Origin of the sequence: Scytonema hankhaensis NUACC26 (assembly GCF_045865695.1) — a bacterium.
In the GTDB taxonomy this organism is placed as follows: domain Bacteria; phylum Cyanobacteriota; class Cyanobacteriia; order Cyanobacteriales; family Nostocaceae; genus Scytonema.
Genome location: NZ_BAACAP010000245.1, coordinates 77,473 through 101,238 on the forward strand (window position 1 = coordinate 77,473; position 23,766 = coordinate 101,238).

General features: G+C 41.2%; 22 protein-coding genes. 11 read left to right on the forward strand and 11 right to left on the reverse strand.

Annotation, left to right across the window (positions count from 1 at the left end):
* Nucleotides 1-2: 2 nt before the first annotated feature.
* The 3 genes from ACKTT2_RS43215 to ACKTT2_RS43225 form a co-directional block, all read right to left on the reverse strand.
* On the reverse strand, nt 3-500 hold the full coding sequence (locus ACKTT2_RS43215; RefSeq protein WP_407898229.1) for a response regulator: 498 nt from the start codon (nt 498-500) through the stop codon (nt 3-5).
* Nucleotides 497-2,821, reverse strand: coding sequence for an ATP-binding protein (locus ACKTT2_RS43220; RefSeq protein ID WP_407898231.1), 2,325 nt, complete (start codon nt 2,819-2,821; stop codon nt 497-499). The genes ACKTT2_RS43215 and ACKTT2_RS43220 overlap by 4 nt, the downstream gene beginning before the upstream one ends.
* A 419-nt stretch (nt 2,822-3,240) precedes the next feature.
* Nucleotides 3,241-4,971, reverse strand: a complete 1,731-nt coding sequence (locus ACKTT2_RS43225) for a glycosyltransferase family 39 protein (RefSeq protein WP_407898233.1) — start codon at nt 4,969-4,971, stop codon at nt 3,241-3,243.
* A gap of 168 nt (nt 4,972-5,139) precedes the next feature.
* Between ACKTT2_RS43225 and ACKTT2_RS43230 the strand changes: the two genes are divergently transcribed.
* Both ACKTT2_RS43230 and ACKTT2_RS43235 read left to right on the forward strand, forming a co-directional pair.
* The gene (locus ACKTT2_RS43230; protein ID WP_407898356.1) at nt 5,140-7,482 is read left to right on the forward strand and encodes an ATP-dependent helicase; all 2,343 of its coding nucleotides are present in this window, start codon (nt 5,140-5,142) and stop codon (nt 7,480-7,482) included.
* Nucleotides 7,483-7,782: 300 nt separating this feature from the next.
* Nucleotides 7,783-8,520, forward strand: a complete 738-nt coding sequence (locus ACKTT2_RS43235; protein ID WP_407898235.1) for a DUF8738 domain-containing protein — start codon at nt 7,783-7,785, stop codon at nt 8,518-8,520.
* Between the two features lie 164 nt (nt 8,521-8,684).
* On the opposite strand, the gene ACKTT2_RS43240 is transcribed toward ACKTT2_RS43235, so the two are convergent.
* The gene (locus ACKTT2_RS43240; RefSeq protein WP_407898237.1) at nt 8,685-9,860 is read right to left on the reverse strand and encodes an Alr2735 family protein; all 1,176 of its coding nucleotides are present in this window, start codon (nt 9,858-9,860) and stop codon (nt 8,685-8,687) included.
* Nucleotides 9,861-10,102: 242 nt separating this feature from the next.
* On the opposite strand from ACKTT2_RS43240, the gene ACKTT2_RS43245 reads away from it, so the two are divergent.
* The 5 genes from ACKTT2_RS43245 to ACKTT2_RS43265 all read left to right on the forward strand — a co-directional run bounded on the left by ACKTT2_RS43245 (nt 10,103) and on the right by ACKTT2_RS43265 (nt 12,590).
* Nucleotides 10,103-10,384: a helix-turn-helix domain-containing protein gene (locus tag ACKTT2_RS43245; protein WP_407898239.1), complete on the forward strand. Its 282-nt coding sequence runs from the start codon at nt 10,103-10,105 to the stop codon at nt 10,382-10,384.
* A 138-nt stretch (nt 10,385-10,522) separates the two neighbouring features.
* Nucleotides 10,523-10,720 (forward strand): 50S ribosomal protein L35, encoded by a 198-nt coding sequence (rpmI, locus tag ACKTT2_RS43250; RefSeq protein ID WP_407898241.1) that lies wholly within the window; start codon nt 10,523-10,525, stop codon nt 10,718-10,720.
* Nucleotides 10,721-10,742: 22 nt separating this feature from the next.
* Nucleotides 10,743-11,102: a 50S ribosomal protein L20 gene (gene rplT, locus ACKTT2_RS43255; protein ID WP_407898243.1), complete on the forward strand. Its 360-nt coding sequence runs from the start codon at nt 10,743-10,745 to the stop codon at nt 11,100-11,102.
* 12 nt (nt 11,103-11,114) lie between these two features.
* A complete protein-coding gene (locus ACKTT2_RS43260) occupies nt 11,115-11,972 on the forward strand; it encodes a transporter substrate-binding domain-containing protein (protein ID WP_407898245.1) in 858 nt (285 codons plus the stop codon).
* 93 nt (nt 11,973-12,065) lie between these two features.
* Nucleotides 12,066-12,590, forward strand: a complete 525-nt coding sequence (locus ACKTT2_RS43265; RefSeq protein WP_407898247.1) for a tetratricopeptide repeat protein — start codon at nt 12,066-12,068, stop codon at nt 12,588-12,590.
* A 250-nt stretch (nt 12,591-12,840) separates the two neighbouring features.
* Here ACKTT2_RS43265 and ACKTT2_RS43270 read toward each other — a convergent pair whose 3' ends face one another.
* Entirely contained in the window at nt 12,841-13,020 is a 180-nt protein-coding gene (locus ACKTT2_RS43270; protein ID WP_407898249.1) for a hypothetical protein, read from the reverse strand.
* Between the two features lie 59 nt (nt 13,021-13,079).
* On the opposite strand from ACKTT2_RS43270, the gene bchB reads away from it, so the two are divergent.
* Entirely contained in the window at nt 13,080-14,606 is a 1,527-nt protein-coding gene (bchB, locus tag ACKTT2_RS43275; protein WP_407898251.1) for a ferredoxin:protochlorophyllide reductase (ATP-dependent) subunit B, read from the forward strand.
* 857 nt (nt 14,607-15,463) lie between these two features.
* Nucleotides 15,464-18,598 (forward strand): plasmid replication protein, CyRepA1 family, encoded by a 3,135-nt coding sequence (locus ACKTT2_RS43280; RefSeq protein WP_407898253.1) that lies wholly within the window; start codon nt 15,464-15,466, stop codon nt 18,596-18,598.
* 302 nt (nt 18,599-18,900) lie between these two features.
* Here the strand turns inward: ACKTT2_RS43280 and ACKTT2_RS43285 are convergent, their stop codons facing one another.
* Together ACKTT2_RS43285 and ACKTT2_RS43290 are read right to left on the reverse strand one after the other, a co-directional pair.
* A complete protein-coding gene (locus ACKTT2_RS43285) occupies nt 18,901-19,275 on the reverse strand; it encodes a type II toxin-antitoxin system PemK/MazF family toxin (protein WP_407898255.1) in 375 nt (124 codons plus the stop codon).
* Nucleotides 19,272-19,565, reverse strand: a complete 294-nt coding sequence (locus tag ACKTT2_RS43290) for a hypothetical protein (RefSeq protein ID WP_407898257.1) — start codon at nt 19,563-19,565, stop codon at nt 19,272-19,274. Before ACKTT2_RS43290 ends, ACKTT2_RS43285 begins: the two co-directional genes overlap by 4 nt.
* A 344-nt stretch (nt 19,566-19,909) precedes the next feature.
* Between ACKTT2_RS43290 and ACKTT2_RS43295 the strand changes: the two genes are divergently transcribed.
* Both ACKTT2_RS43295 and ACKTT2_RS43300 read left to right on the forward strand, forming a co-directional pair.
* Entirely contained in the window at nt 19,910-20,053 is a 144-nt protein-coding gene (locus ACKTT2_RS43295; protein ID WP_407898259.1) for a hypothetical protein, read from the forward strand.
* The gene (locus tag ACKTT2_RS43300; RefSeq protein ID WP_407898261.1) at nt 20,041-20,376 is read left to right on the forward strand and encodes a hypothetical protein; all 336 of its coding nucleotides are present in this window, start codon (nt 20,041-20,043) and stop codon (nt 20,374-20,376) included. Before ACKTT2_RS43295 ends, ACKTT2_RS43300 begins: the two co-directional genes overlap by 13 nt.
* Nucleotides 20,377-20,618: 242 nt before the next feature.
* Here the strand turns inward: ACKTT2_RS43300 and ACKTT2_RS43305 are convergent, their stop codons facing one another.
* The 4 genes from ACKTT2_RS43305 to pgl all read right to left on the reverse strand — a co-directional run bounded on the left by ACKTT2_RS43305 (nt 20,619) and on the right by pgl (nt 23,692).
* Nucleotides 20,619-21,362, reverse strand: a complete 744-nt coding sequence (locus ACKTT2_RS43305; protein ID WP_407898263.1) for a M50 family metallopeptidase — start codon at nt 21,360-21,362, stop codon at nt 20,619-20,621.
* Nucleotides 21,363-21,503: 141 nt separating this feature from the next.
* A complete protein-coding gene (locus ACKTT2_RS43310; RefSeq protein WP_407898265.1) occupies nt 21,504-21,809 on the reverse strand; it encodes an FHA domain-containing protein in 306 nt (101 codons plus the stop codon).
* Nucleotides 21,810-21,843: 34 nt separating this feature from the next.
* Nucleotides 21,844-22,791 carry a double zinc ribbon and FHA domain-containing protein gene (locus ACKTT2_RS43315; protein WP_407898267.1) on the reverse strand — a complete coding sequence of 316 codons (948 nt, stop codon included), beginning with the start codon at nt 22,789-22,791 and terminating at the stop codon, nt 21,844-21,846.
* Nucleotides 22,792-22,966: 175 nt separating this feature from the next.
* Nucleotides 22,967-23,692 (reverse strand): 6-phosphogluconolactonase, encoded by a 726-nt coding sequence (pgl, locus tag ACKTT2_RS43320; RefSeq protein ID WP_407898270.1) that lies wholly within the window; start codon nt 23,690-23,692, stop codon nt 22,967-22,969.
* Nucleotides 23,693-23,766: the final 74 nt, after the last annotated feature.

The following is a 23,766-nucleotide window of genomic DNA, read 5'->3' on the forward strand; positions in this document are numbered from 1 at the left end:
ATTTATTGCTGTGTAGGATTGGGAAGAACAACGGTATCAAACCAGTAGTCCAAAAAATTCCGAATGGTTTTTCTCAAAGCTTCCACACCAATTGGTTTGAGCATATAGCAATTCACCCCGTACTGATAGCAAGCTTCAATATCTTTGGGGCTAGAAGATGTAGTTAATGCGATCGTAGGAATACTTTTGAGTAAACTATCCTGTTTGATTTGTGCGATCGTTTCTCGCCCATCTGTTCCTGGTAAATTGAGATCGACCAAGATGAGTGCTGGTCGAGGCGATGTAGCGGGATTAGCATACTCTCCTTGACGGTAAAGATAATCTAGTGCATCATCACCATTACAAGCACGATACACCGAGCAGACAAAAGAAGTTTCTTGAAGCGCACGGGTGAATGCGGTGAAATCTTTATCGCTATCTTCGACCACCAAAATGACGTATTTATGGTTGGGGATATTGAGAGATAAGTGAGCCAATGGTTTTTCCATAATTATGTTCATTGCGGCAATGTAAAGTAGAAAGTACTGCCCTGACCGCTAGTAGACTCAACCCAGATTTTGCCATCGTGTCGTTCGATGATTTTCTTTACAATAGTTAATCCTGCCCCTGTCCCACCGCCATACTTACCGGGAGCATGCAGTCGTTTAAAAATCCGAAAAATTGTTTCTAGATGTTTTTCACGAATGCCAATGCCATTATCCTTTACGTAAAATGTCCCTAGAGATTTTTGTTGGTCAATCGAATCTAAATACCCAATCTCTACCCATTTTTCCAGATTATCGTTATACTTGAAGCCATTGCCAATCAAATTGATTAAGACTTCTTCAAGTAAAATGCGATCGCCCCAAATGGTAGGCAAAGGTTTGGGAATTCGGATATTAATATTACTATTCCCCAAACTCATACGAAATATTTCAGAAACATTTTGCACTAATTCATCACAGTCAATTAGCCCTACATTCAATTCCTGTCGCCCTAATCGAGAAAAGTGCAGTAGAGAATTAATCAAATCCTCCATTCGCTTTGTCAAACGAACTAGTGTTTCTAACTTTGAGACACCCTCATTATCTAAAACCTTGGCGTAGTCTTCTAGTAAAAAGGTAGAGTAATTATGAATACCTCTCAATGGTTCCTTCAGATCGTGAGAAGCAATGTAGGAAAAAGCATCTAACTCGTTATTGCTACGTTCTAACTCCAAATTAATTGCTGCTAATTCATCAGCTTTACGAAGTACAATGCCGACAATTGCACTCCTCAACTCAATCGCCCCATCAATTTCAAAAGATTGCCAAGGTAAAGATGTTCCGTTTACCTGTTCTTGCCACAACTCAAAAGACTTGCGCGGACAGAGAGTTAAACTGCCATCAGGTGCTACAGTATTCACTTGTTGGGGATTTCCCGCCCAATTTACATACTGCAATCTTTCCGGACGGAACCACAAGACATAATTATTACGAATTCTAGCTATTGAAAGAGCTAACAATCCACTAGCAACATCTTTAAATTCTATGGCTTTTGGATAAAGCTTTGATAAAGAATCACTGACAAAAAGGTAATTTTGAAACTTGTTACTCAACCAAGAAATTAGGTCATGAATAGCTGCTTCACTTGGTGTTTTACCAATAAGCGTCAAATGTCCATCAGCACAAACAACTGCCCCCTCGGCATGAACAAGCTGTAGCAAACTGACTCTATCTTGAAGTAGAGCCTCAGCAAAATCTTGCGATTGAGCTACTGTATCTATAAATTTGGTTTGACTGCACTTTAACTGCAACTTGTATTCTAAATTTTCATTTTCTTCTTTAGAAGCAAGTTCTAAGGACATGACTTTTCCTAAAAACTCGCAAGCTGTTCTAATTTCATAGGAGACAAATCGAGGCGTTTGATGGTGGCATGCGACTAAACCCCATAATTTCCTGTCTTTTACGAGTGAAATTGACATACTTGCCCCAACTCCCATATTCTTCAAATATTGAATGTGGCACGGGGAAACGCTTCTCAACACACTGTAGGTTAGATCTAGGGGATTGGCGATTGGCGATTGGCGATTGGGGATTAGCGATTGGGGGGAATTTTGGGTTGGGGAGGATGAGGAGGAAGTTGATTGGGGTTTGGAGGTAATAATTACAGGTTGGTAGTTGACATCTGCGATGAGACGCAAAGGATTAAGGGTATACAAATATTTGGCATGGGGAGGTATGTCAAAATCTGGATATCGCAAACCAAGATATGGTTCTATCTCTTCCGATTTATCTTCAGCAATCACTTCCCCACAACTGTTTTCATCAAACCGATAAACCATAACTCGGTCAAAACCAGTCATTTTCCGGACTTCTTTAACAATTGCAGCACTTAACTCACTTAAGTTTGAGGCTTGTTGCATTTGAGTCAGTGCATTTCTTGTTAGAGAATAAAAATTAGAGAAACCGTGACTCCCTTCACTGCTACAAGGTTCTAACTCTAAAATCAAATCGTTTTGTGGCGAACGATGAATAACTCCATTAAACAAGCAGCTTTTTCCATGGCTGGAAACTGAGAGTTTTAAAGGATTGATATTTTCAAAGTTTCCTTGAAGACATCCTTCAATTGCAGCTATTTGTCCCGATTCTAAAAGTATGGATAAATACTGTCCTAAATACTTTTGGGCTGGCAATCCTAGCAAATTCTCTGTATTATTACTAATATGGAGAATTTCTAAATCGGGTTCTGACAGGACTAAGAATAAACCATGAGGTTGGATGAAACCAGGGCTGTGAATTGGCTCGCGAACGTAATTTTCTGACTGGATATTCTGAGCAGAAATAAAGCTTTGTATATTCATTGATATATTCATTTGTTATGAATGGTAATTATTACAAGAACATTTTTTGTTAGAGATAATCTCTACTTTCAAAAATTGTTCTTGTGACGTAGCTATTTTTTTTAAAGGATAATTTTAGTATACTTTTTTAAAATGTTTATAGCATTTTCTTTACCTATCTTAAAAAAATCTTTAAAAAGAATTGCTTTTGTTACCTGCTGATGTCAGCCTAATTGATTTCAGCGTTCAGTTATTTAATTTTAGTAATATAATATACACTTTGCATTAGTATAAATATATAAATATTTAATTTTTTTTATAACAAAGTTTATACTGTCTCAGTAGTTATAGTTTTCATAAAACAACCGTATATTCACTTAAAACGGGGATTAAAGGGGGTAAATCCAACTTATGTGTACAGCTTTGCGTTCCAAGCGCCATCAACGACAATGGTATAACTGATAGGGAATGCCAATACGGTAGTGCTCTTTAAAATCTATAGTGCAACTGATTTGAGGAGAAATTGCTACTGTATGTAGATAATCTATGCGTTTTCGTCCCGGTCCAATAATCCAAAGATTAAGCTTATCAACTTCTAGTTCGGGAAGTTGATAAAGCTTTTGCCAGACAGAAGTAAAAGTAGGTGATTGTTTGAGAAAGGCAAAGTAGGATTTTGGGCATTGGACATTGGACATTGAGCATTGAGGTGAAGTCATTTTTTCGGTTTTCTTATCCCTAAGAGGTTCAAGTGCTAAAGCAAAGCTCAACCCTAAAGCAATATCTTGGTAATTTCTATATGCCATAACAACCATGAGCGAAGTCGAGGGGTCTCGATTCATATTTTTTGCTACTCGCTCTGGCTGAAAAGGTTTTTGAAAAACGAAGTTGGAAATAACGAAAATACTACAGACGATACCAACAAGAAAACAAATTAAGGACGGAGAAAGAACAATAAAAATTTTTTTAATTCTCGATCTTTGTTCAAATTTTTCTTTTTGAGTAAGACTTGCAGCTAATAAAGCACACCACCCAGGATAGTAAACAAAACTATAACGGGGAACGTTGGTAATGTCTTTTCCGAGGAAATAGGCAATAGCAAAAAATTCTAACAACACGCAACCAGAAAAAGTTAAGAAAACCAATGTGCTTGTTTGCGTTGATGGTGTAGACCATAGTCTTTTGAACCCTTGAAAGATATGCCAACCAATCCAAAAGGTGAAAGACAGCATGAGCACCCCAGATATCAATAAAATTGGGAGGGGTTGATTTTCTACTGGTAAAGCAATGACCATTAACACCCAATTTATGAGCGTTTGAAACAGAGGGGCAATATTTTGAGGAGGATCTATCCAGTCAGTTTCAGAACGACCAAAATGATAAAGCACGATCGCTACCCAGGGCAAAAAACAAATTGCAACTCCAGTAGAATAGAGCAAGATCGCCAACCAGGTTTGGCGTTGATTAACTATCTTTGTCCTCTGCCAATACATTAACAAAAGCAGCGTCACAATTTGGGCAACAAAGGCAAGAGCAAAAAAGTAATGCACGTAAAGACCGATAACGTTCACAATTGCCCATCCAGTCCAAACAACATACCGGACTGTTTGACGTTTTTCCATATCCTGCTGAATTTGTACCAATCCCAGTAAAGCTAAAGTGATAAGAAACATGGGGAGGGTGTAGTGTCGTGCTTCTTGAGAAAGGTAGACAGCAAAGGGAGAAACAGCCATCAATGCAGCAGCCACTAATCCAGCAAATGGGAAAAAGGCGATACGATTTACGTAATATATTGCGATAGTAGCACCGACTCCAAACAATGCGGATAGCGATCGCAACTTTGCCACCCACTCTTCTCCCAAAGGAGCGAGCCAAGTTAACCAAGTATACATTCCACAGAAAAAAAGTGGTGGATGAGTAGACTGGGTAGCAACAGTTTTGGAAATTTGAAAACAACTCTCTCCCGGTTGAAAGGTAAACATTTCCTGCAAATTTTGGAGTGGAAATACTTCATCCAACGGAAAATCATTGTAATTCTTCCCCAAGCTAAAGATAGCAGTGATGACCTCATCCATCCATAGGGGTTTTAAATCCAAATGCCAAAAGCGCAAAAAAGCACCCAAGAAAATGACTGCAATTAAACATAGATAATGTATGAATTTACGATTTATCATAATTAAATAATGATAGTTGTTAGTTGTTAGTTGTTAATTGTTCTAATAACGATGACAGGCGAGACGCCTGTCCTACACCACTAACCACTAACCACTAACCCCTAACAAGACACTCAATTAACAGATACTGTGCCGCAAGAATCGAACTTTATAGAAGTATATGCTGAAATGCCTGTGTCTTCCCTGCGGGAGACAGCCATAACACGTATCCGTAACAGCCTTCGTCCCGGACAGCAACAAATGGCAGACTGGAGATCTGGTCCTTTGGCGATTTCAGCAGTTCCTGGTGCTGGTAAATCAACAGGGATGGCTGCAGCAGCTGCTATTGCAATTGCTCGTCAGTACGAACGTTCGGCGGAATTACGCAAAAAAGCTCGCAGTCAACTGATTGTTGTGACCTTTACTCGTTCGGCGGCGGCGAACATTAAAGCTAAAATTCGCGAGTACTTACGTAGAGACTTATCTTTACCGCAAACAGGCTTTGTTGTACACACACTCCACGGTCTTGCACTCAACATTGCCACTCGCTATCCCGATTTATCAGGGTTGCAGTTAGAAAACGTTACTTTAATCACTCCCAACCAAAGTCATCGTTTTATCCGTACTGCCGTAGAGCAATGGATTTCCAACCATCCAGGACAGTATTCTCGCTTGCTAGAAGGTACGCAATTTGACGGGGAAGAAACAGAAAGATTGCGGCGTCAATCAGTATTGCGGACAGAAGTGTTACCGGATTTAGCAATGACCGCGATTCACGAGGCAAAAAGTTCTGGTTTGTTACCAGAAGATTTACACGAGTTAACCAATAAGACAGCAGATGAATATGGAATTTTAAGTATTGCTGCTGGTTTATACGAGCAATATCAAAATTTAATGCGCTCTCGTGACTTTATTGATTACGATGATATGATTCTAGCCGCCTTGAACGTTCTAACAAACGAAAGCGCCCGTAAAATAGAGCAAAATCAAGTTTTTGCAGTTTTTGAAGACGAAGCTCAAGATTCTAGCCCTTTGCAAACTGAACTTTTAACCATTCTTGCGGCTAACCCCAACAATCCAAATCAACCACCAAATCTTATCCGCGTTGGCGATCCCAACCAAGCCATTAATTCCACGTTTACCCCAGCCGATCCCATTTATTTTCGGCAATTTTGTGAGGAGTGCAGTTTGCAAGAACGACTCGCCACAATGGATCGAGCCGGTCGCAGTACTAGAATTATTATTGAAGCTGCTAATTTTGTTCTGCAATGGGTGAACCGTCATTCGTCAGTTAATCATGACCAAGAACAAATAACAAATGACCAAGGACAAATAACAAATGACAAAAGACAATTACCCTTTCGCCATCAAATTATTCACCCAGTTAACCCTGACGATCCCCAACCAAATGCCAATCCAGAACGTATTGGTAAGGGACTAGAAATTCATACTCCTCGCGATATTCATCACACAGTCGAGTTATTATCCGACAGAATTATTGAGTTATTTTCTCAAGACCCCACGAGTGCGAGTGCAGCTATTTTAGTTCGGGAAAACCGTCAAGGACGATGGTTGGCAGAAGAATTGGCTCCTATCTGCAAACTTTATAAAATTACGCTTTATGATGTTGGCGAACAGGAACGTCGTTCTCACGTACCAGTGGAAATTCTTGCTCTACTGCAATTTTGCGATCGCCCTCATTCTCCAGACTACTTGAAAGCAGCACTAGAAGTATTTGTCCAAAGGCGACTCATTGAAACACAAGACTTAAACGCCCTTGCAACTTTGCCCGAAGAATTTTTGTATCCAGGTCCGTTAGCTGCACCCCAATCAGAACCCGTGCAAAAAGCAGCGCGTTTGTGTCGGAGTTTACTGCGAGCGCGGTTGGAACTACCGTTGTATCATTTGATTTCTTTTTTCGCGCTAGCACTAAGCTATGACCAAGCAGAACTAGCAACTGCTGACAAATTAGCAGAAAGAATTAACCAACAAATTGCTGGTTATGCTTCCATGGGTACGATGCTAAACGCACTAAGCGAAATCGTCAGTTCAGAACGGTTTGAACCTGTGGAAACAGAAGATTCGGAAGCTCGCTACACCCGTCGCGGTCAACTGACTATTATTACCATGCACAAAGCTAAGGGCTTGGATTGGGACTACGTGTTTATACCTTTTCTCCACGAAAACTTGATTCCAGGGCGATTTTGGGTTCCACCTCAAAGCCAGTTTTTAGGAAGCTTTACTCTCTCGGAAGTCGCTCGCGCTCAAATTCGTGCGGCTCTCCACGATGAATCTGCTTTACCTGATGTTACCACAGCTTGGGAGCAAGCCAAACACTTAAAAACTGCCGAGGAGTACCGCTTGCTTTATGTTGCCATGACACGGGCAAAGCGATTGTTATGGATGTCTGCATCGAAAAAAGCACCATTTACTTGGAGTAAACCGGAGAATTTACAAGACCAAGCACCTTGTCCCGTATTTCCGGCATTGAAACGTCAATTCCGCGATTGCGTCATAAGTCAGCACAATTAAAGTTAACTAGTGAGGATCGTCATTAGTCATTTGTCATTTGTCATTGGTAATTAATGTTTGTTAGATTGACATTTTGTAATGTAGTTCAGTTTACTTACTGGCAACAATGTGCAGGTGAGAACGTCTAACAAAGATGTCTTGAAAATACCTCTAAACTCTATGGCATCTCCAACTGATAATCAATTTTCTTTCTTATACCGATTCTCTATACCTTTGAGACAAATGCGATCCCCCCATCTCCCCCCAACCCCAGAGGGAACCCCTAAGCCCCCCTTAGTAAGGGGGGCTAGGGGGGATCGTGTGTCGCAATCATTTGGTGAAAAGGTATTACATCATGTCTCTCAAGTTCCCAAAGGTGCTGTTTTGACCCTCGTGTTAACCACCTTGCTCTCTTGGGGATTGAATACAGATCGTTCTACAGCCTTTGCGATCGCACAACAAGTCAGTCATGACGGTAGTACCACTCAGTTAGCCCAAAATTCCAACATACAGTCCAACGTTCTACCGAAACGAATTATAAACGCCGTCTTACGCGATGCTTCCAAGCGTTCTAACATACCAGTGCGCGATTTACAGATAACTCAAGCAACATCAAAAACTTTCAGCAATCCGTGCGTATTTAAGTTTGGTGAGGTTTGCACCAGAGAATTTAAGCCCGTTCAAGGTTGGGAAGTTAATCTACAAGTCAAGAAAGATTCTTGGACTTATCACGTTAATAAATCTGGTTCGCAAATTATTTTAGATCCTAAAGTCAGTGCTTCTCAACCAACAGCAATGCCAAAAGCGTTGGAGGCTATTATTTTGCGTGATGCTTCCAAACGTTCTCAAACACCAATTGCCCAATTAAAAATTACCCAAGCCACTCAAAAAACCTTTGGCAACCCCTGTGAATTCAAGTTTGGCGAAATTTGTACAAAGGAATTCAATCCTATCAAAGGTTGGGAAGCAGTTGTGGCTGTTGGTTCCCAATCTTGGACTTACCATATCAACGATTCTGGTTCGCAACTCGTTTTAGATCCTAAGGCCACTAGTAAATAGTGACAGATGCGATCGCTATTCAACTTCAAGAATTAAACTATAGTCTTCACACTATGCTCTTGTGGTACGGGCGTCCCCGCCCGTGCATTTGAGAAGACGGGCGAGGACGCCCGTACCACAAGAGTTAGGTTAACCCAGACTGTGCAAATTCAAGAATTATTAGCTTACAACTGAGCCAAAAAAGCGTCTAACCTTGATGAACTCACCACTTCTCCCAACACAATCCCTCTTCGTTGCACTTGATAATAACCGTCTCTGAGTTCTTTAAAATCAGCAATCAAACCTGCTTTCTTGGCCTCAGACAGTTTTTTCACCTCAAGTGGCATCAATTCTCTCACTCGCTTCTTCTCAAGTGGCGTTAGCGCTTCCCATGCTTCTTGCTTGTGGTCTTCATGAACGAGCAAAGCTTCTCTAATTTGCTCCCAAGTACTGGCATTCTGAAAGGTCTCAATCAACAACTCAACAGGAGATTGGGTATATTGTTCTGGTTTGAATTGAATAACAGCAGTATATTCCCCATAGTCCTCCGTCAAATCATCCTTTTCTGGCTCTGGCTCAAAAGTCCAAGCACCTTGAGTGTATTCCTCAAACACCTCAGTGTCAGTTTCCGGATTCAGGTCATTATCCCAAACATTGCTCAAATTCGTTTCCCAATCCTTTAATGTTTCTTCATCAGCAGTTGCTTCAAAGCTTTCCACCAACATCAACCGCCCTTCTTTATAAGCTTGCCGTAGTGCTATAGCTTCAGCAACAATGCGCTGTGCCGTTAGCCCCTCTTCATCCATCATCCTTTGTAAAGTTGTCCCAGTTCTTTCGTCAGTCTCGTGAATTGGTGGAATTTGGCAGTACCTCTCTCCGTTCTTTGTCCGACGCCAGATGCTAGAAATTTCTTGTTTTGGTTCCTTGGGTTGTCGCTGCTTGGCAATTAGGTCTCGAACAGTAGATTGGTTAATCTCTGTTAAGTTTTGCAGCTGGTCAATGACGCTTTGGTACTTTTTAGGATTGTTTGCGAGTCGGAATATTGTTGCTGGTTCAACTTGACTTAAGTCCCGATCTGAAAATTGTTTGAATGCTGCTGCGACATTTAAGTACTTCCGGTCTTCTTTCTTCCAACCCCGGTCATTCAGCAACTTTCTGTACTCGCTTTTGGATAACAGATCCTTTTGCTGAGCAAGCCACAACGCATGACTGAGGATGTATGACGTGGATTGAGCTAACCCATCAAAAGAATCATCGGGTGTTTGGAGTGCTATGATATTGCCCTGTGCTTCAACGTATTTGTCGAATCCTTGTTGAGCAATAAGTTGTTCGTCTGTTGCAACCGCTTGTAGTTGTGGCATAATAGGTAGTAATTGATCTTTAATTTTTGTAAAAGGCGATCGCACTTTGACTCAGGTCGGGGCGATCGCTTCTTTTACTGTTTATAGTATATAGTCAATGCGCTACGTAAATTTAAATTCATATATAAATTTTTATTATAAGCTATGTCAAGCGCAAATAAGATAGTCAAAAAGCAGGCTGACTATAAATCACGATTTGGAGGAAACTATGAGAGTAGGTAAAAAAGGAAGACTTCAAAAAAATGATTCGTTGGCGGCTTAGGATGATAATGGCAGAGAAAAAAATTAGCAATAAAGAACTTGCCGAGCTTTCAGGCGTTCATCCCACTTCCATTTCAAAGCTAAAAAATGTAGATGAGATCGAGCAAATTAGCGGCAGAGTGCTTAATAACTTGTGTAATGGCTTAACGAAGGCTTATCGGGGCAGGAAAGATAACCGAATTATTACTCCTACTGATTTACTTGAATACACCTACGATGGCGATGATTACTACCCACCTGCATCTGACGAAAAACTGTTGTAGCAAAAGGCTAATCCAATTCCCAATCCCTAATCGCCATTACCCCTCAACAAGGAGGGGACCCCGAGTTCCCCAATCGCTAATTCCCAATCCCCCATTCATAGTTTATAATTGGGGATTGTGTCGAATTAACGCCAATCCATGCCCAAACTAAAAACTCGCAAAGCTGCGGCGAAAAGATTTCGCGCCACTGGTAGTGGCAAAATCATGCGCCGTAAAGCTTTCAAAAATCACCTCTTAGAGCATAAAAGTTCTAACAAAAAGCGCAAACTGTCCAAAATGGTAGTTGTTAACGAGCGCGATGAAGAAAATGTACGGGGAATGCTTCCTTATTTGTAATTAACTAGGTGGAATTAAAAAGATGACAAGGGTAAAACGCGGTAACGTTGCTCGCAAACGCCGCAAAAAAATTCTCAAACTAGCTAAAGGTTTTCGCGGTTCTCACTCAACTCTGTTTAGAACTGCCAATCAGCGAGTGATGAAGGCACTTCGGAATGCCTATCGCGATCGCAAAAAGCGCAAACGCGATTTCCGTCGTCTATGGATTACTCGTATTAACGCCGCTGCACGTCTACACAACACGAGCTATAGCCAGTTAATGGGTAATCTTAAAAAAGCCGATGTCCAACTCAACCGTAAAATGTTGGCGCAATTAGCAGTCCTCGATCCAGCAAGTTTCACCAAAGTGGCTGAATTGGCGGCTACTCAAGCAAAAGGATAAAGGGAGCAGGTGATGGGTAACGGATGTAACAGATGGAAGATTCTCAATCGGTTATATCCTCTGTTATCTGTTGCCATTTTTGTGCTTCTGGCTTTCTGCTTTGTTTTTGCAGATGCAAGATTGTTCGCATCTGCTGCCCAAATGCCAGAAATTCAACGAAGAGGCTACATCAAGATTGCTGTCAAAGATAACTTGCGTCCATTGGCATTTAGAGATGCAACAGGTCAATTGCAAGGTTTAGAAATTGATTTAGCAAAAAGATTGACAGTAGACTTACTGGGTAAAGAAGATTCTTTTCGCCTACAGCCCGTAAAAAATCAAGACCGCTTGTCAGCAGTTTTGGATGATAAAGTTGACATTGCTATTGCTAGAGTCACAGCAACGTCTTCACGTGCTCGTTTAGTGAGTTTTAGCGTTCCTTATTACTTTGATGGCACTGCACTACTCACAAAAGATAATACAGTGCAGCAATTAAGCCATCTAACAAAACGGAAAATAGCTGTTCTCGATCGCTCAAGCACAATTGCTACAGTACGGTATTATTTACCGAGTGCTGAGTTAGTCGGAATAGATTCTTATCAAGCAGCAATTGCTCTAGTAGAAAAAGATGCAGTTGCTGCTTTTGCTGCAGATGGGAGCGTTCTTAGTGGTTTAGTTCAACAATATACTCAGTATCGAATATTACAAGCTAAACTCTCTACAGAACCATTGTCCGTGGTGATGCCCAAAGGTTTGCAATATGATGAATTGCGAAGAAAGGTGAATTTTGCGATCGCTCGCTACATTGATTCAGGTTGGCTTGGCGAACGTATCAAATACTGGGGTTTGCCATCTAAAAATGGGGATTGGGGACTAGGGACAGGGGAATAGGGCTATTTCTGATGATTCGACCCGCGCTATTGAAGCTACAATTGGTATCTGAGCCATGAGTTCTATTTTGAGAAAAGTTTTGTATTTTTGGCAATGGATAACAATCTAGCAACTATTTATCTCTCAGTTTTAGTCAGTCTACTTGCATTTACAGTTGTCGTCATCTTTCGCCAAATCTTAAAAACTCGCAAGCGCGAAGGTTCTCTGTCACGCTTGCGAAAGAAGTTAGCCAAAGACAAAGGTACGACTCAAGAATATTACGAATTAGCCAGTATTTATTCTGAAAAAAAGTTGTTTTCTCAGGCAATTACACTCTTTCAAAAAGCATTAAAAGCTGCTGAAGAAGAAGGAGAAGAAAATGTTGCATATATTTACAATGGTTTAGGTTATGCTTATTTTGCTCAAGAACAATATGACTTAGCGATTCGTCAGTACAAAGAAGCTTTGAGAACCAAACCGGACTATGTGACAGCGTTCAACAATTTAGGTCATTCATACGAACGTAAAAAATTAAACGCCCAGGCACTAGAAGCTTACGAAAACGCACTTAAAATTAATCCCAACAATGCTACAGCAAAACGTCGCGCTGAATCTTTGCGCCGTTTGGTAACTGCTTAAGGGACTTCCAAATAAAAAAATGTCCTAAAATTTCTTGTGGTGCGGGCATCTTGCCCGCATAAATAAAGAACGGGCGAGGACGCCCGTTCCACAAGATTGGGATAATTTATGTTTTGCAGTTCCCTAAGAGGGAGTAGAGGTATGGAGGTTTCTCGTTCCCAGGCTGAGCCTGGGAATGCTTTTCGGTGAGGCTCAGCCTCTAGATGAAAAACAATTAAGAAGTTTACCCAAACATTACAATTTATTTCACTCAAACAATCTGTTTGTTGTTTAAATAAGAAGCTGAATTCCGGTCAGCAAGGGACTTGAGAGCGATCGCATATCGCCAAAACCTCGTACTTGCCATTTCATCAACAAAGTCAAATTTTGAGAGAATCAAAAGCAATTTAACAAAGCAGCAAACACTGAGGGGGCATTGGGAAATGGGCATTGGTTGCTTCTCCCTAACCCCTAGCCCCTGACCCCTAACCCCTAAGGAGAACATCATCGATGAAATTGGCTTACTGGATGTATGCGGGTCCCGCTCATATAGGCACTTTGCGAATTGCCAGTTCCTTCAAAAATGTTCATGCCATCATGCACGCGCCACTCGGCGATGATTACTTCAACGTCATGCGCTCCATGCTAGAACGGGAGAGAAATTTTACCCCTGTGACAGCCAGTATTGTAGACCGTAACGTTTTGGCACGCGGTTCGCAAGAAAAAGTGGTGGACAACATCACCCGTAAAGATGCAGAAGAACACCCAGACTTGATTGTGTTAACTCCTACCTGCACTTCTAGTATTTTGCAAGAAGATTTACAAAACTTTGTAGAACGAGCAACACTGGAAACAAAGTCTGACGTATTGTTAGCAGATGTCAACCACTATCGGGTTAATGAAATACAGGCTGCCGATCGCACCCTACACCAAATTGTTCAATTCTACATTGAGAAAGCTCGCAAGAAGGGCGAACTCCCACAAGGGAAAACCGAAAAGCCCTCCGTCAACATTATTGGTATTTCCACTCTTGGTTTCCACAACCAACATGACTCGACGGAACTGAAGCGGCTGATGGCTGACTTGGGAATTGAGGTGAATGTTGTCATACCAGATGGAGCTTCCGTTCACGAGTTGAAAAATTTGCCTCGCGCTTGGTTTAACCTCGTAGTGTACCGAGAGCTAGGTATTCTAGCAGCTCGTTATTTAGAAGAAGAATTTGGGATACCTTACGTGGATATCACTCCTATGGGGGTTGTGGAAACCGCTCGTTGTATCCGCAAGATTCAGCAGGCGATCAACGCTCAAGGTGCAGGTGTTGATTACGAAGAGTATATCAACAACCAAACCCTGTATGTCTCTCAAGCTGCATGGTTCTCTCGTTCCATTGACTGTCAGAATTTAACTGGAAAAAAAGCTGTCGTGTTTGGTGACAATACCCATGCAGCAGCTATGACCAAGATTTTGGCACGGGAAATGGGCATTCATGTTGTTTGGGCTGGAACATACTGCAAGTACGATGCTGATTGGTTCCGCGAACAAGTCAGTGAATACTGCGATGAAGTGATTATTACCGATGACCATACTGAGATAGGAAATGCGATCGCTCGCGTTGAACCCTCTGCGATTTTTGGAACTCAGATGGAACGCCACGTTGGTAAGCGGTTGGATATTCCTTGCGGTGTTATTGCTGCGCCCATCCACATCCAGAACTTCCCCATTGGTTACAAACCCTTTGTAGGTTACGAAGGGACAAATCAAATTGCTGACTTGGTGTATAATTCCTTCACTTTAGGAATGGAAGACCACTTGTTAGAAATTTTTGGCGGACACGATACTAAAGAAGTGATTACCAAAGGAATTTCGGCTGATTCCGATCTCGCTTGGACTAAGGAAGCTCAGGCAGAGTTAAACAAAGTTCCGGGTTTTGTACGTGGTAAAGTGAAGCGCAACACAGAGAAATTTGCTCGCGAGCGGAATTTCAATCAAATCACCGTAGAAGTGATGTACGCTGCTAAGGAAGCTGTTGGAGCATAGGTTATAGTCTGTTCCTAAGCGGAGCCATGAAAAAGGGAGTAGGTAGGGCTAAAGTCTACCATCATTTAATATACGATGCTCTACCTACTTTACCTTTTTCATGCTTGGCGGTGAAATTCTTCATTGCGGCTGCCTTTTAAATTTATTTATGAAACCGTAGATGAACGCAGATGAACGCAGATGAATGTACCCTCAATGAACTACATCAGGAGTTAAAAAGCCATTAAATAACTACTTGTGTTTGCGTCGGTAGTAACCTTTAATATATTTTCCATCTTTACGTTTATAGCCTTTCACGTATCTTCTTTCAATTAGACTATCAAGATATTTTCGGTGCTGACATTGGATGAAATCTTCTATATATTTAAATATAATTAATACGATCGTCATGATACCTACACATACCACAATATTGGAAACCATTTCAATATTTTGCTTTATAAATTCTTCTATTTGTGCAGGTATATTTTCACTCATTATCTAAGAAACATTATTTTTCATATTTTTCTTTATTAAGATTTATACTACTTATTAAGTAGTTAAGAAAACAGAGAAAATACGGAGTTTCAGATTCCGGGTCGAGCGAGTTGACAAATAATTTAGGAATAGGAATGCTACAGTGTTTGAACCATGATGTTTTTGCTGATATATATTTTTTATAAAGATATAAATATTACAATACAAGTTTATTGATTTACTTATACGAAAGACAAGAACAACTACTTAATTATTAACCGATGTATCTTCTACTGCCCTGAGTACAAAAGTGTCAAACAACCTTCATATTTCCTACCTACTAAAATTAGAGGATGCGTGTTAAGGTTTTAAGTCCATCGTCCTCTGTTACTCCCTGACCAATGTATCCCCACGACTTACACAACCAACACCTTGAAGAATTAGTCAAGATTAGTGGTATAAATTTAGACATAGTAAAATTAAATTTTAAATCTCTTCAAGGCAATACTGCTTATGAATATTTGTTAATTTCCGAACATTTACCTCGCACGAACACTGGAATGGTGAAGAGTGGCTGGTTGCAGCGTTACGAACACGTTGCAGATGGTGGTTGGTGGTGTTCGGGACTCGATCCATTGAATCACTGGCAAGCTATGGAGTGGGGATGCTTTAAGCCAAACCAACCCCGGATGAATGAAAATTGCAAGTCTATCAAGTACGAGCATCCCCCTAGTACGCCAACACGAGTGTTTTGTTTGCGAGTCCCTCTTTACGTTTGGCAGCAAGTTTCCCAACGTTACAATGTGGCTATGCCAGATGACATCAACCTTAAACCCAATAGTGAAGCAGAAGGTTTTTGGTCGTGGGTGATGGAACGCAACGTACCCGTCATTATTTGTGAAGGTGTTAAGAAAGCAGCAGCGCTATTAACCCAAGGATATGCAGCGATAGGTATTCCTGGAATTACAAATGGTTATCGTGTTGTCAAAGATGAGTTTGGAAAAGTCGTCAGTCGTCAACTGATTCCCGATTTAGGCGCATTCACGATCGCCAAACGAACATTTTATATTTGCTTTGATTTTGAAACTCAACCAAAGAAAATTGTAGCTATCAATAATGCTATTTCTCAACTAGGATTTTTATTTCAACAAAAAAATTGTCCCGTTCAAGTTGTTGAACTTCCTGGAAAGGAGAAAGGCGTAGATGATTTTATTGTTGCCAAAGGTGCTAGTGCTTTTGAGTCAATTTATCGGCAAAGTATTGATTTAGAAGGTTATCTTGCTCATACTAAACCCCACACTGAATTAACTATTCCAGCTGCACTCACTATCAACCGCCCTTTCTTAGGAGAAATACCTTTTCCAACTTCTGGATTAGCTGGAGTCAAGTCGGCAAAAGGAACGGGAAAAACCACAGCGCTGCAATTGGTTGTAGATCGAGCAAAAAGTCAAAATCAACCCGTCTTATTGATTACTCATAGAATTCAACTCGGACGCTTTTTATGTGAAAAAATCGGTATTCAATGGGGGCTTGGTAAAGAGGAGAGGGTGAGAAGACAAGGGGACGAGGGGGACTCCCTACTTTCCTATCCCCTACCCCCTACCCCCTACTCCCTCGGACTGTGCATCGATTCCATTTGGAAACTAAATCCAAAAGAATGGCAAGGTGCGATCGTTATTTTGGATGAAGTCGAACAATCTTTATGGCATTTATTAAATAGCAGCACTTGTAAAGATAAACGGGTTAAAATTTTAAAAATATTTCAAGAGTTAATTTCCAACGTATTAAAAACAGGGGGCTTAATTGTAGCTCAAGATGCTGATTTATCAGATGTGTCATTAGAATATTTACAGGGTTTGGCAGGAATAAAAGTAGTTCCTTGGATTGCTATTAATAAATGGAAACCACAGGAAGGTTGGGATACAACTTTTTACGATTCTCCCAATCCAACTCCTTTAATTCATCAACTTGAATTAGATTTAATGACAGGGTACAAATGTTATGTAACTACTGATAGTCGTTCGGGGCGTTATAGTTGTGAAACAATTGAACGTTATTTGAGAGAACGTTTGGCAAGATTGCAACACAAATTTCCCAATACTCTAGTTGTCAGCAGCCATACAACGAATACTCCCGGTCACGCAGCCGTTGATTTTGTCGCATCTATCAATCAAAAAGTTGCTGTATATGACACGGTTTTTGTGACTCCTAGCTTGGGTACGGGAATTAGTATTGACGTACAGCATTTTGATAGAGTTTATGGTATTTTTCAAGGAGTCGTTCCTGATTTTGATGCGCGACAAGCATTAGCAAGAGTTCGCGATAATATACCTCGTTTTATTTGGTGTGCTAAGAGAGGAATTGGATTAATAGGAAGTGGGAGTACAAATTATCGATCGCTATCTTGTTGGTATCAAGACAATCAAAAAGAAAACTTAGCCTTACTCAGTCCATTACACGCAATTGATATAGATTTACCATTAGTTTACGATCCCATCCATTTACGAACCTGGTCAAAACTAGCTGCAAGAGTCAATGCTTCCATCACCTTTTACCGCCAATCAATGAAGGAAGGTTTGATTGCAGACGGACATCCAGTTTCTACACGAAGCAATGATACGCAAAAGAATATTATTCGAGATTTACGCTTTGCCTTTTTAGCAACTGACCCCGGCGAGATCAACACTCGAAAAAGGTTAATTTTAGAAATTGTCAAAGTACAAAAAGATTGGTCGCAAAGTCGGAAGAATACACAAGAAATAGATCGCAAAATTAGAGACATTAAGCGCCAAAATCAAATAGCCCTAGCAACGGCTGTATCTAATGCACCTGATATTGATTACTTGGAATACGAGCAGCTTCTAACTAAACATTCTTTAACTGATGAGGAACGATACAAACTTAACAAGTACGTTCTCAGACAAAGATATGGTATCGAAGTCACTCCTGAATTGAAGCTATGGGATGATAAAGGGTACTACTGTCAATTACTTTCTCACTACTACCTGACTCACGAAAGCACATACTTTCATCTCAAAGATAAGCAAGAGTTCTATCAGCAGTTATCTTGGGGTGATGGTAAAGTCTTTTTACCGGATTTAAAGAATTACACCCTTAAAATTGAAGCATTAAGAGCTTTAGGAATGCTTAAATTCCTAGAGCCAGAACGAAAGTTTACTGAGAATGATGCCGATTTAATACTGCTAAAAAATATTTCACTCCAATGTAGCAAACATATTCGGAGAACTCTAGGAATTAATATTGAGATGGGGAAAAAGAGCATTTCAGCAATCAGAATATTGGATAGGTTATTAAATTTGTTAGGCTTAAAGCTTAAGCGAATCGATAATGATGTTTATCAAATAAATTTAGAAACACTCTATAATGAGAGGCAAAAAATATTTTTCGTTTGGCATCAGCGAGATGAGTTGATGTTGTTAAATCTCAGTGGTGTAAAGGAGGAAATGACTAATACGTCTTTGGATGGAAGGCTCTATCCTGCGAAAATGAATCCTACAGCAATAGGTTACAAATAAGCTAATAATTCTTTAAGTTGCACAGCCGAGAGCCAACCTAACTCATGTGGGACGGGCGTCCTCACCTGTCCTGCGGCAAATAAAAAGCGCAACAGCTTAATCTGGCGTGCGAGCGCGTATATAACAATCCAACACAATTTGTGAAATTGATTTTTTTTGAACTGCTCAGAAGGCAGAGAACACAGAGGAGAGAATTAGTTTGTAGTAGCGCGCTCGTGCGAAGACAGCGCTACTATGAGACAAATACAAAATTTTACTTTTCGTTACATAGGTTGATTTTTTCTTGCTGACTTACTTAACAACTAAGGACCAATAATGCGCTGAAGTCCAATTAAGATAGGCTCATATTGGTCAGGTGTTAAACTCCCGCGATAAGCAACAATCCGGTTAACATCTATAACCCTTACCTGGTCCAACAAAGCAATAGATGGTGTTCTTAACTGCGCCACTCCTATTGGAAAACGCAAATATAAATGGGGAGAAGATAATGCCCATAATTGTCCCTTATCTGTAGTCATTGGAACTACTATCACCAACGAGAAGCGGGGTATTCCTATGCGATTTGGAAAACCTACCACAATAGCGGGTCGGTAGCCTTGTTGTTCGCGACCTTGGGGATTGTGTTCGGGAAAGCGTGCTGTAACAATGTCACCAAATTCTAAAGAAGTAGTTGTCATTCTCTAACGATGACTACCCCCTCTCCTGGAACGTATTTAACAGGTAACCCCTCCTCTAGTTCTCCTGGTTGCCAATCATAAGATTCATAGCTACCTAAATTAGATAAATCAGTATCTAGCCATTCAACATCAGATTTTTCTCGTGTGTCATTGCTAGCTGTAGATAAATAAGTTTCTTGATTATTTACCTTTCGGTACTCCAAAAAATCAACAAAATCTAGAACTTCCTGAAGTGTAGTTTCTGGAAAGTGTTCTAGTTTTTCGACAATTTTTGCTTTTATTGAATCCATTTTAAGTTCCCATTTTTGCTTAACATTGAAACACTTCTTTGCTAAAATTATATCACTTTATATGAAAATTATTAATTATATTTCTCCAGTAGTTGTAGCAAGTAATCGAAACCGTCAACACCGAGAAATTGAATGATGCTAGCTTGGTACTGTGCTAATAATTGCCGTAAAGCATTAATTCCGATTTAAATTAATACAATAGTTAATAGACCGGCACTTTGACGCCACTTATTAGCAGCAATTCGCTCTAAGATATACATACTCAAGCAACTATTACAAACAACTTTTTCTAGAGTATTAAGGCTGTAATAAAACAAAGGTTTGGAGAAGTACCAAATCAAGTAGTGAATGCAATTAACCTGATAAATGCTGTTTCTACACTGAAAAATCTTCTCAGACGGGCGATTACTATTACTTCTGTAGACGAGTTTCAACAAGTCTTACAAGAAAGCACCAGTGTAAGAAGCAGTTGTACTTGGTTGAAATGATAAAGATGGCGCGATCGCTTGAACGTGGCGTCTTGTGCTTTTTTAACGCCGCTCAACAGCAAGTTGCAGCTAAGTTTTCAACTTATCAAGAAACAGAGCCTGTATTCTTTGCAGTTCATGATGGTGGTCTTTATATATTTAGATTAATAATTCATTGGAAGCGAGATGTTGTTCAAAGAGAACATACAACAGTAATCGATTGGGAAATTGTAAATAACCAACATTATCAAACAACAATTAAGTCTGATAACTCAACATTTCCTGCTCATAACTTAGAAGAACTAAATTATCTATTTAAAAATTTGCTTTCATCAGAAACTTAAGAATTGGAAATTTTGTAATTCGTTGCCCCAGATGCAAGGATTTTTTTGCCCACAAGGGAAGAGGGTTTAAAGCTGGTTTTGGGGCTAGTTTTTCCCCTGTTCCCCGTTCCCGCCCTGAAGGGGCTTAATAAATTATTCTGGGTGGTGTGGGCATCTTGCCTGCAACTGATAAGGAACGGGCGAGACGCCCGTACCACAAGAATTAAGTTTACTGAGGTTATGCAAGTGACAAATTTATCAGCCTATCTAGAACGATAGGCGAGGCGAAGACTTTGTACCAAAATAACTAGAGATGCGATCGCCATCAACCCACCCCAAAACCAATAGGGTAAAAGCAACTGTTGCTGTATTTGTGCTGAATCGGAAAGCAGACCGGGACCAGCAGAAGCACTTAATAAATAATTGAGTTGATGATAAGTACTCACACAAGCTTGTACGCCAAGAAATTGAATGACAAACCCTTGTACCCAGTGAGGCGCTTTCAGGGCAATACCAAGGATAATTAAACCTAAAAGGGGAATCGCTACAATTCCAAACAGCGATCGCACCCATATAGCTGTTGAGAGGAGCAGAAAACCCCCTAAAATCTTTAAACTGAGATTTGCAGTTTTAAAACGGCGGGAAGCGAGAATTAGGGCTGCACCTGCAACTGGGGGTCCCATCGGTCCGGCGGCGGCAACCAAAGCGCGACCAATAGGTCCTAAATATAAAGCACCACTATGGAATGCAACACCAGAGCCATTAGGAAAAACTTGTAACTGTTGAAAATTTCCTCCCAAGAGAAGCGCCATTATCCCGTGACCCATTTCGTGAAACCAAGTTGCCAAGATAGAAAATGGGTATAAAATGTAATCTCCTCCAGGAACCTGCCACAGCACGATAGTGGCTGCAGCAGCTGCAACTAACCAAGTAAATCCCATACGGTCAATTGCTTTTGGGGCTTCTTTGGCAAGCAGGGGTTCAAAATCTTTCCCAAAGTTGCTCATGGGTTCGTCTTCCTAATCCTATGACTTAATAATGCATTTGGTCGCGGTTGCACATCCATCCTAACCGTTGTTTGCGCTCAACCGCACTACCAACTCGCATTACCACAATTCATAATTCGTAATTCATAATTCATAATTCAATTACGAATTATTTAAGCGGATTTGGATTTGAGGACCGGAACGAGCAAGACGGAAGATAACTCCATCGCTAACCGCTACTTGGTGAATGCGTTCTCCATCCACATAAGTTCCATTTGCACCTACGCTGACAATTTCCCAGCCCTTATCTACCCGTCTTACCTCAACGTGATGGCGGGAAACCACAGCACTGTAGAGAACGACATGATTATCCGTCGCCCGTCCGATGCGGATGATGGGTTCATCTTCAAAAGTCCAACTTTGAGCCGGGAGAGATTCCAATGAATGTAACAGGATGAGTTTAATCACGCAAGCACACGTGTTATATCAGAAACAGAATTGGCTAAGAGATTTGGAACAGGAACGTTACTAAGTCTCCTTTACCTAAACTTATGCGATCGCCTGGTCTCAGGCGGTGGCGGTTTCCAGGTAACAGAGGTAAGTTATTAACGTAAGTGCCGTTAGAACTACCAACATCTTCGATATAATAAGCGTCTCCCTCTATCCGAATATCAGCATGAATTCGCGAGACAATCTCAGAATTTGGAAATCCCGATACATCTATATCTGGTGGAATGCGATCGTTCGGCTTACCTATATGGACAACAGAGAGATTGAGCGGTAACTCAACATCCCTATCGCTTTGAACGTGGATGAGGCGTGCGGTTACTTGTTGTAATTGAGTCCTTGAAGCAGGTGGTACGCCTACTGGAGTGGGTGGTGGTGGTGGGGGCGTGGGTGTTGGTGCTGCTACTGAAGGCGGTGGCGTGACAGAGGGTGCAGGCGCTGGTATTTCTGGTGGAGGCGGAGGCGGTACTGGTTGCGCTGCAGCAGTTGTTGGCTCTGGTTCTGGTGCTGCAACTGGCTCTGGGATGACAGGAGGAGGAGGTGGTGCAGAAACAGTTGGTAGTTCGCTGTTCTGAGATCCTGTAAAGTCTGGTTCGGGAACCGAAACAGCTGTTGGTGGTAAAGGTGGAGAGTTAGGTACGTTATTGCTGGCAGAACCATTTACACCTATTGGTTGTGGCGGTAAGAGCGGATCGGGTACAACCAATGGAGGTGGTTCTGAAATGTCAGGAGCGATAGTCACCGCAACAGCGGTAGGAGCAGTGGCAGCAGGAGTCGCAACTGCTCGCAAGTTATAGCCACATTGACCGCAGAAAGACGCATCTGCCTGCACAGTTGCCCCACAGTTAGGACAGTTAGTGGTGGCTGGTAAAGGGGTATAGCAAGCTTCACACTGGACAGCGCCGTCTGGGTTTGGGTGATTGCAATTTGGGCAGACGATCATGGAGTTAAGCCTTTAGTTGAAGTTCATCATAAAATATAGTCCCAACAAACAGAGGGGCTACTCTAGCTTCCGATTTTAACAAGTGCCTTCTTCTAGTATGAAGTGTGAAGTATAAAGTATAAAGTATGAAATTTTATCCTTCATACCTCATCCTTTATCCTTCATCCTTTATACTTCATCCTTTGTTCAGGTCACTACCTGCGGCTGCATCTAACAACCACACAAGATCTCCTTTAGGTTGAATTAGGCGGGATGGGTAGGCAAAGTCATCTGCAGTCGGTGCAAAGACTTGAGCTAGGGCTGGTTTTTTGTTAGCACCAGTAGCTAAAAACATAACGCAACGAGCAGCGTTAATGAAGGGGTATGTAAAAGTGAGACGTAGGTTGTCATCTTTGTTGCCTACGGTAATCAGCTTGTCCTGTACTTTCAATGCTGCCGTATGAGGAAACAAAGAAGCAGTGTGTGCATCATCTCCCATTCCTAATAAAACCACATCCAAAGAAGGAAACTCTCCGGGTGAAGAGTGAAAGAATTCTTGCAGATGTTTTTCATACTTAGCTGCAGCCACGGCGGGATCGGCTTCATCTGTTGGCATGGGGTGAACATTAGCCGCCGGAATCTCGACGCGATCTAACCAAGCACGACGTGCCATAAGTTGATTGCTATCGGGACTATCGGGCGAAACGTAGCGTTCATCTCCCCAAAACACATGAATTTTATCCCAAGGCAGATTTTGTGACGCAATCGCCTCGTACAATGGTTTGGGTGTACTACCTCCAGCAAGGGCAATAGTAAACCGTCCCTGCTCTGCAATGGCAGTTTCCATCTTAGATATTATCAATTCTAGCGCTTGCGAAACTAGGGCATCTCGATCCGTTAGAACTTCAACTTTTTTGCTCATCGCTCTCTCGTAACACTAGCCACTTCCAGCATTACAATAGCGAAATTCTGACAATTTCCCCTTTTCCCTTTTGA

Excerpts from the sequence above, each read along its gene's own strand:
- ACKTT2_RS43290 (WP_407898257.1), bottom strand. The coding sequence starts at position 19,565 with ATGGATTCAATAAAAGCAAAAATTGTCGAAAAACTAGAACACTTTCCA.
- ACKTT2_RS43220 (WP_407898231.1), bottom strand. The coding sequence starts at position 2,821 with ATGAATATACAAAGCTTTATTTCTGCTCAGAATATCCAGTCAGAAAAT.
- bchB (WP_407898251.1), top strand. The coding sequence starts at position 13,080 with ATGAAATTGGCTTACTGGATGTATGCGGGTCCCGCTCATATAGGCACT.
- ACKTT2_RS43230 (WP_407898356.1), top strand. The coding sequence starts at position 5,140 with ATGCCTGTGTCTTCCCTGCGGGAGACAGCCATAACACGTATCCGTAAC.
- pgl (WP_407898270.1), bottom strand. The coding sequence starts at position 23,692 with ATGAGCAAAAAAGTTGAAGTTCTAACGGATCGAGATGCCCTAGTTTCG.
- ACKTT2_RS43240 (WP_407898237.1), bottom strand. The coding sequence starts at position 9,860 with ATGCCACAACTACAAGCGGTTGCAACAGACGAACAACTTATTGCTCAA.
- ACKTT2_RS43285 (WP_407898255.1), bottom strand. The coding sequence starts at position 19,275 with ATGACAACTACTTCTTTAGAATTTGGTGACATTGTTACAGCACGCTTT.
- ACKTT2_RS43260 (WP_407898245.1), top strand. The coding sequence starts at position 11,115 with ATGGGTAACGGATGTAACAGATGGAAGATTCTCAATCGGTTATATCCT.
- ACKTT2_RS43270 (WP_407898249.1), bottom strand. The coding sequence starts at position 13,020 with ATGCCCATTTCCCAATGCCCCCTCAGTGTTTGCTGCTTTGTTAAATTG.
- ACKTT2_RS43280 (WP_407898253.1), top strand. The coding sequence starts at position 15,464 with ATGTATCCCCACGACTTACACAACCAACACCTTGAAGAATTAGTCAAG.
- ACKTT2_RS43265 (WP_407898247.1), top strand. The coding sequence starts at position 12,066 with ATGGATAACAATCTAGCAACTATTTATCTCTCAGTTTTAGTCAGTCTA.
- ACKTT2_RS43215 (WP_407898229.1), bottom strand. The coding sequence starts at position 500 with ATGAACATAATTATGGAAAAACCATTGGCTCACTTATCTCTCAATATC.
- rplT (WP_407898243.1), top strand. The coding sequence starts at position 10,743 with ATGACAAGGGTAAAACGCGGTAACGTTGCTCGCAAACGCCGCAAAAAA.
- ACKTT2_RS43225 (WP_407898233.1), bottom strand. The coding sequence starts at position 4,971 with ATGATAAATCGTAAATTCATACATTATCTATGTTTAATTGCAGTCATT.
- ACKTT2_RS43315 (WP_407898267.1), bottom strand. The coding sequence starts at position 22,791 with ATGATCGTCTGCCCAAATTGCAATCACCCAAACCCAGACGGCGCTGTC.
- ACKTT2_RS43305 (WP_407898263.1), bottom strand. The coding sequence starts at position 21,362 with ATGAGCAACTTTGGGAAAGATTTTGAACCCCTGCTTGCCAAAGAAGCC.
- ACKTT2_RS43245 (WP_407898239.1), top strand. The coding sequence starts at position 10,103 with ATGATTCGTTGGCGGCTTAGGATGATAATGGCAGAGAAAAAAATTAGC.
- rpmI (WP_407898241.1), top strand. The coding sequence starts at position 10,523 with ATGCCCAAACTAAAAACTCGCAAAGCTGCGGCGAAAAGATTTCGCGCC.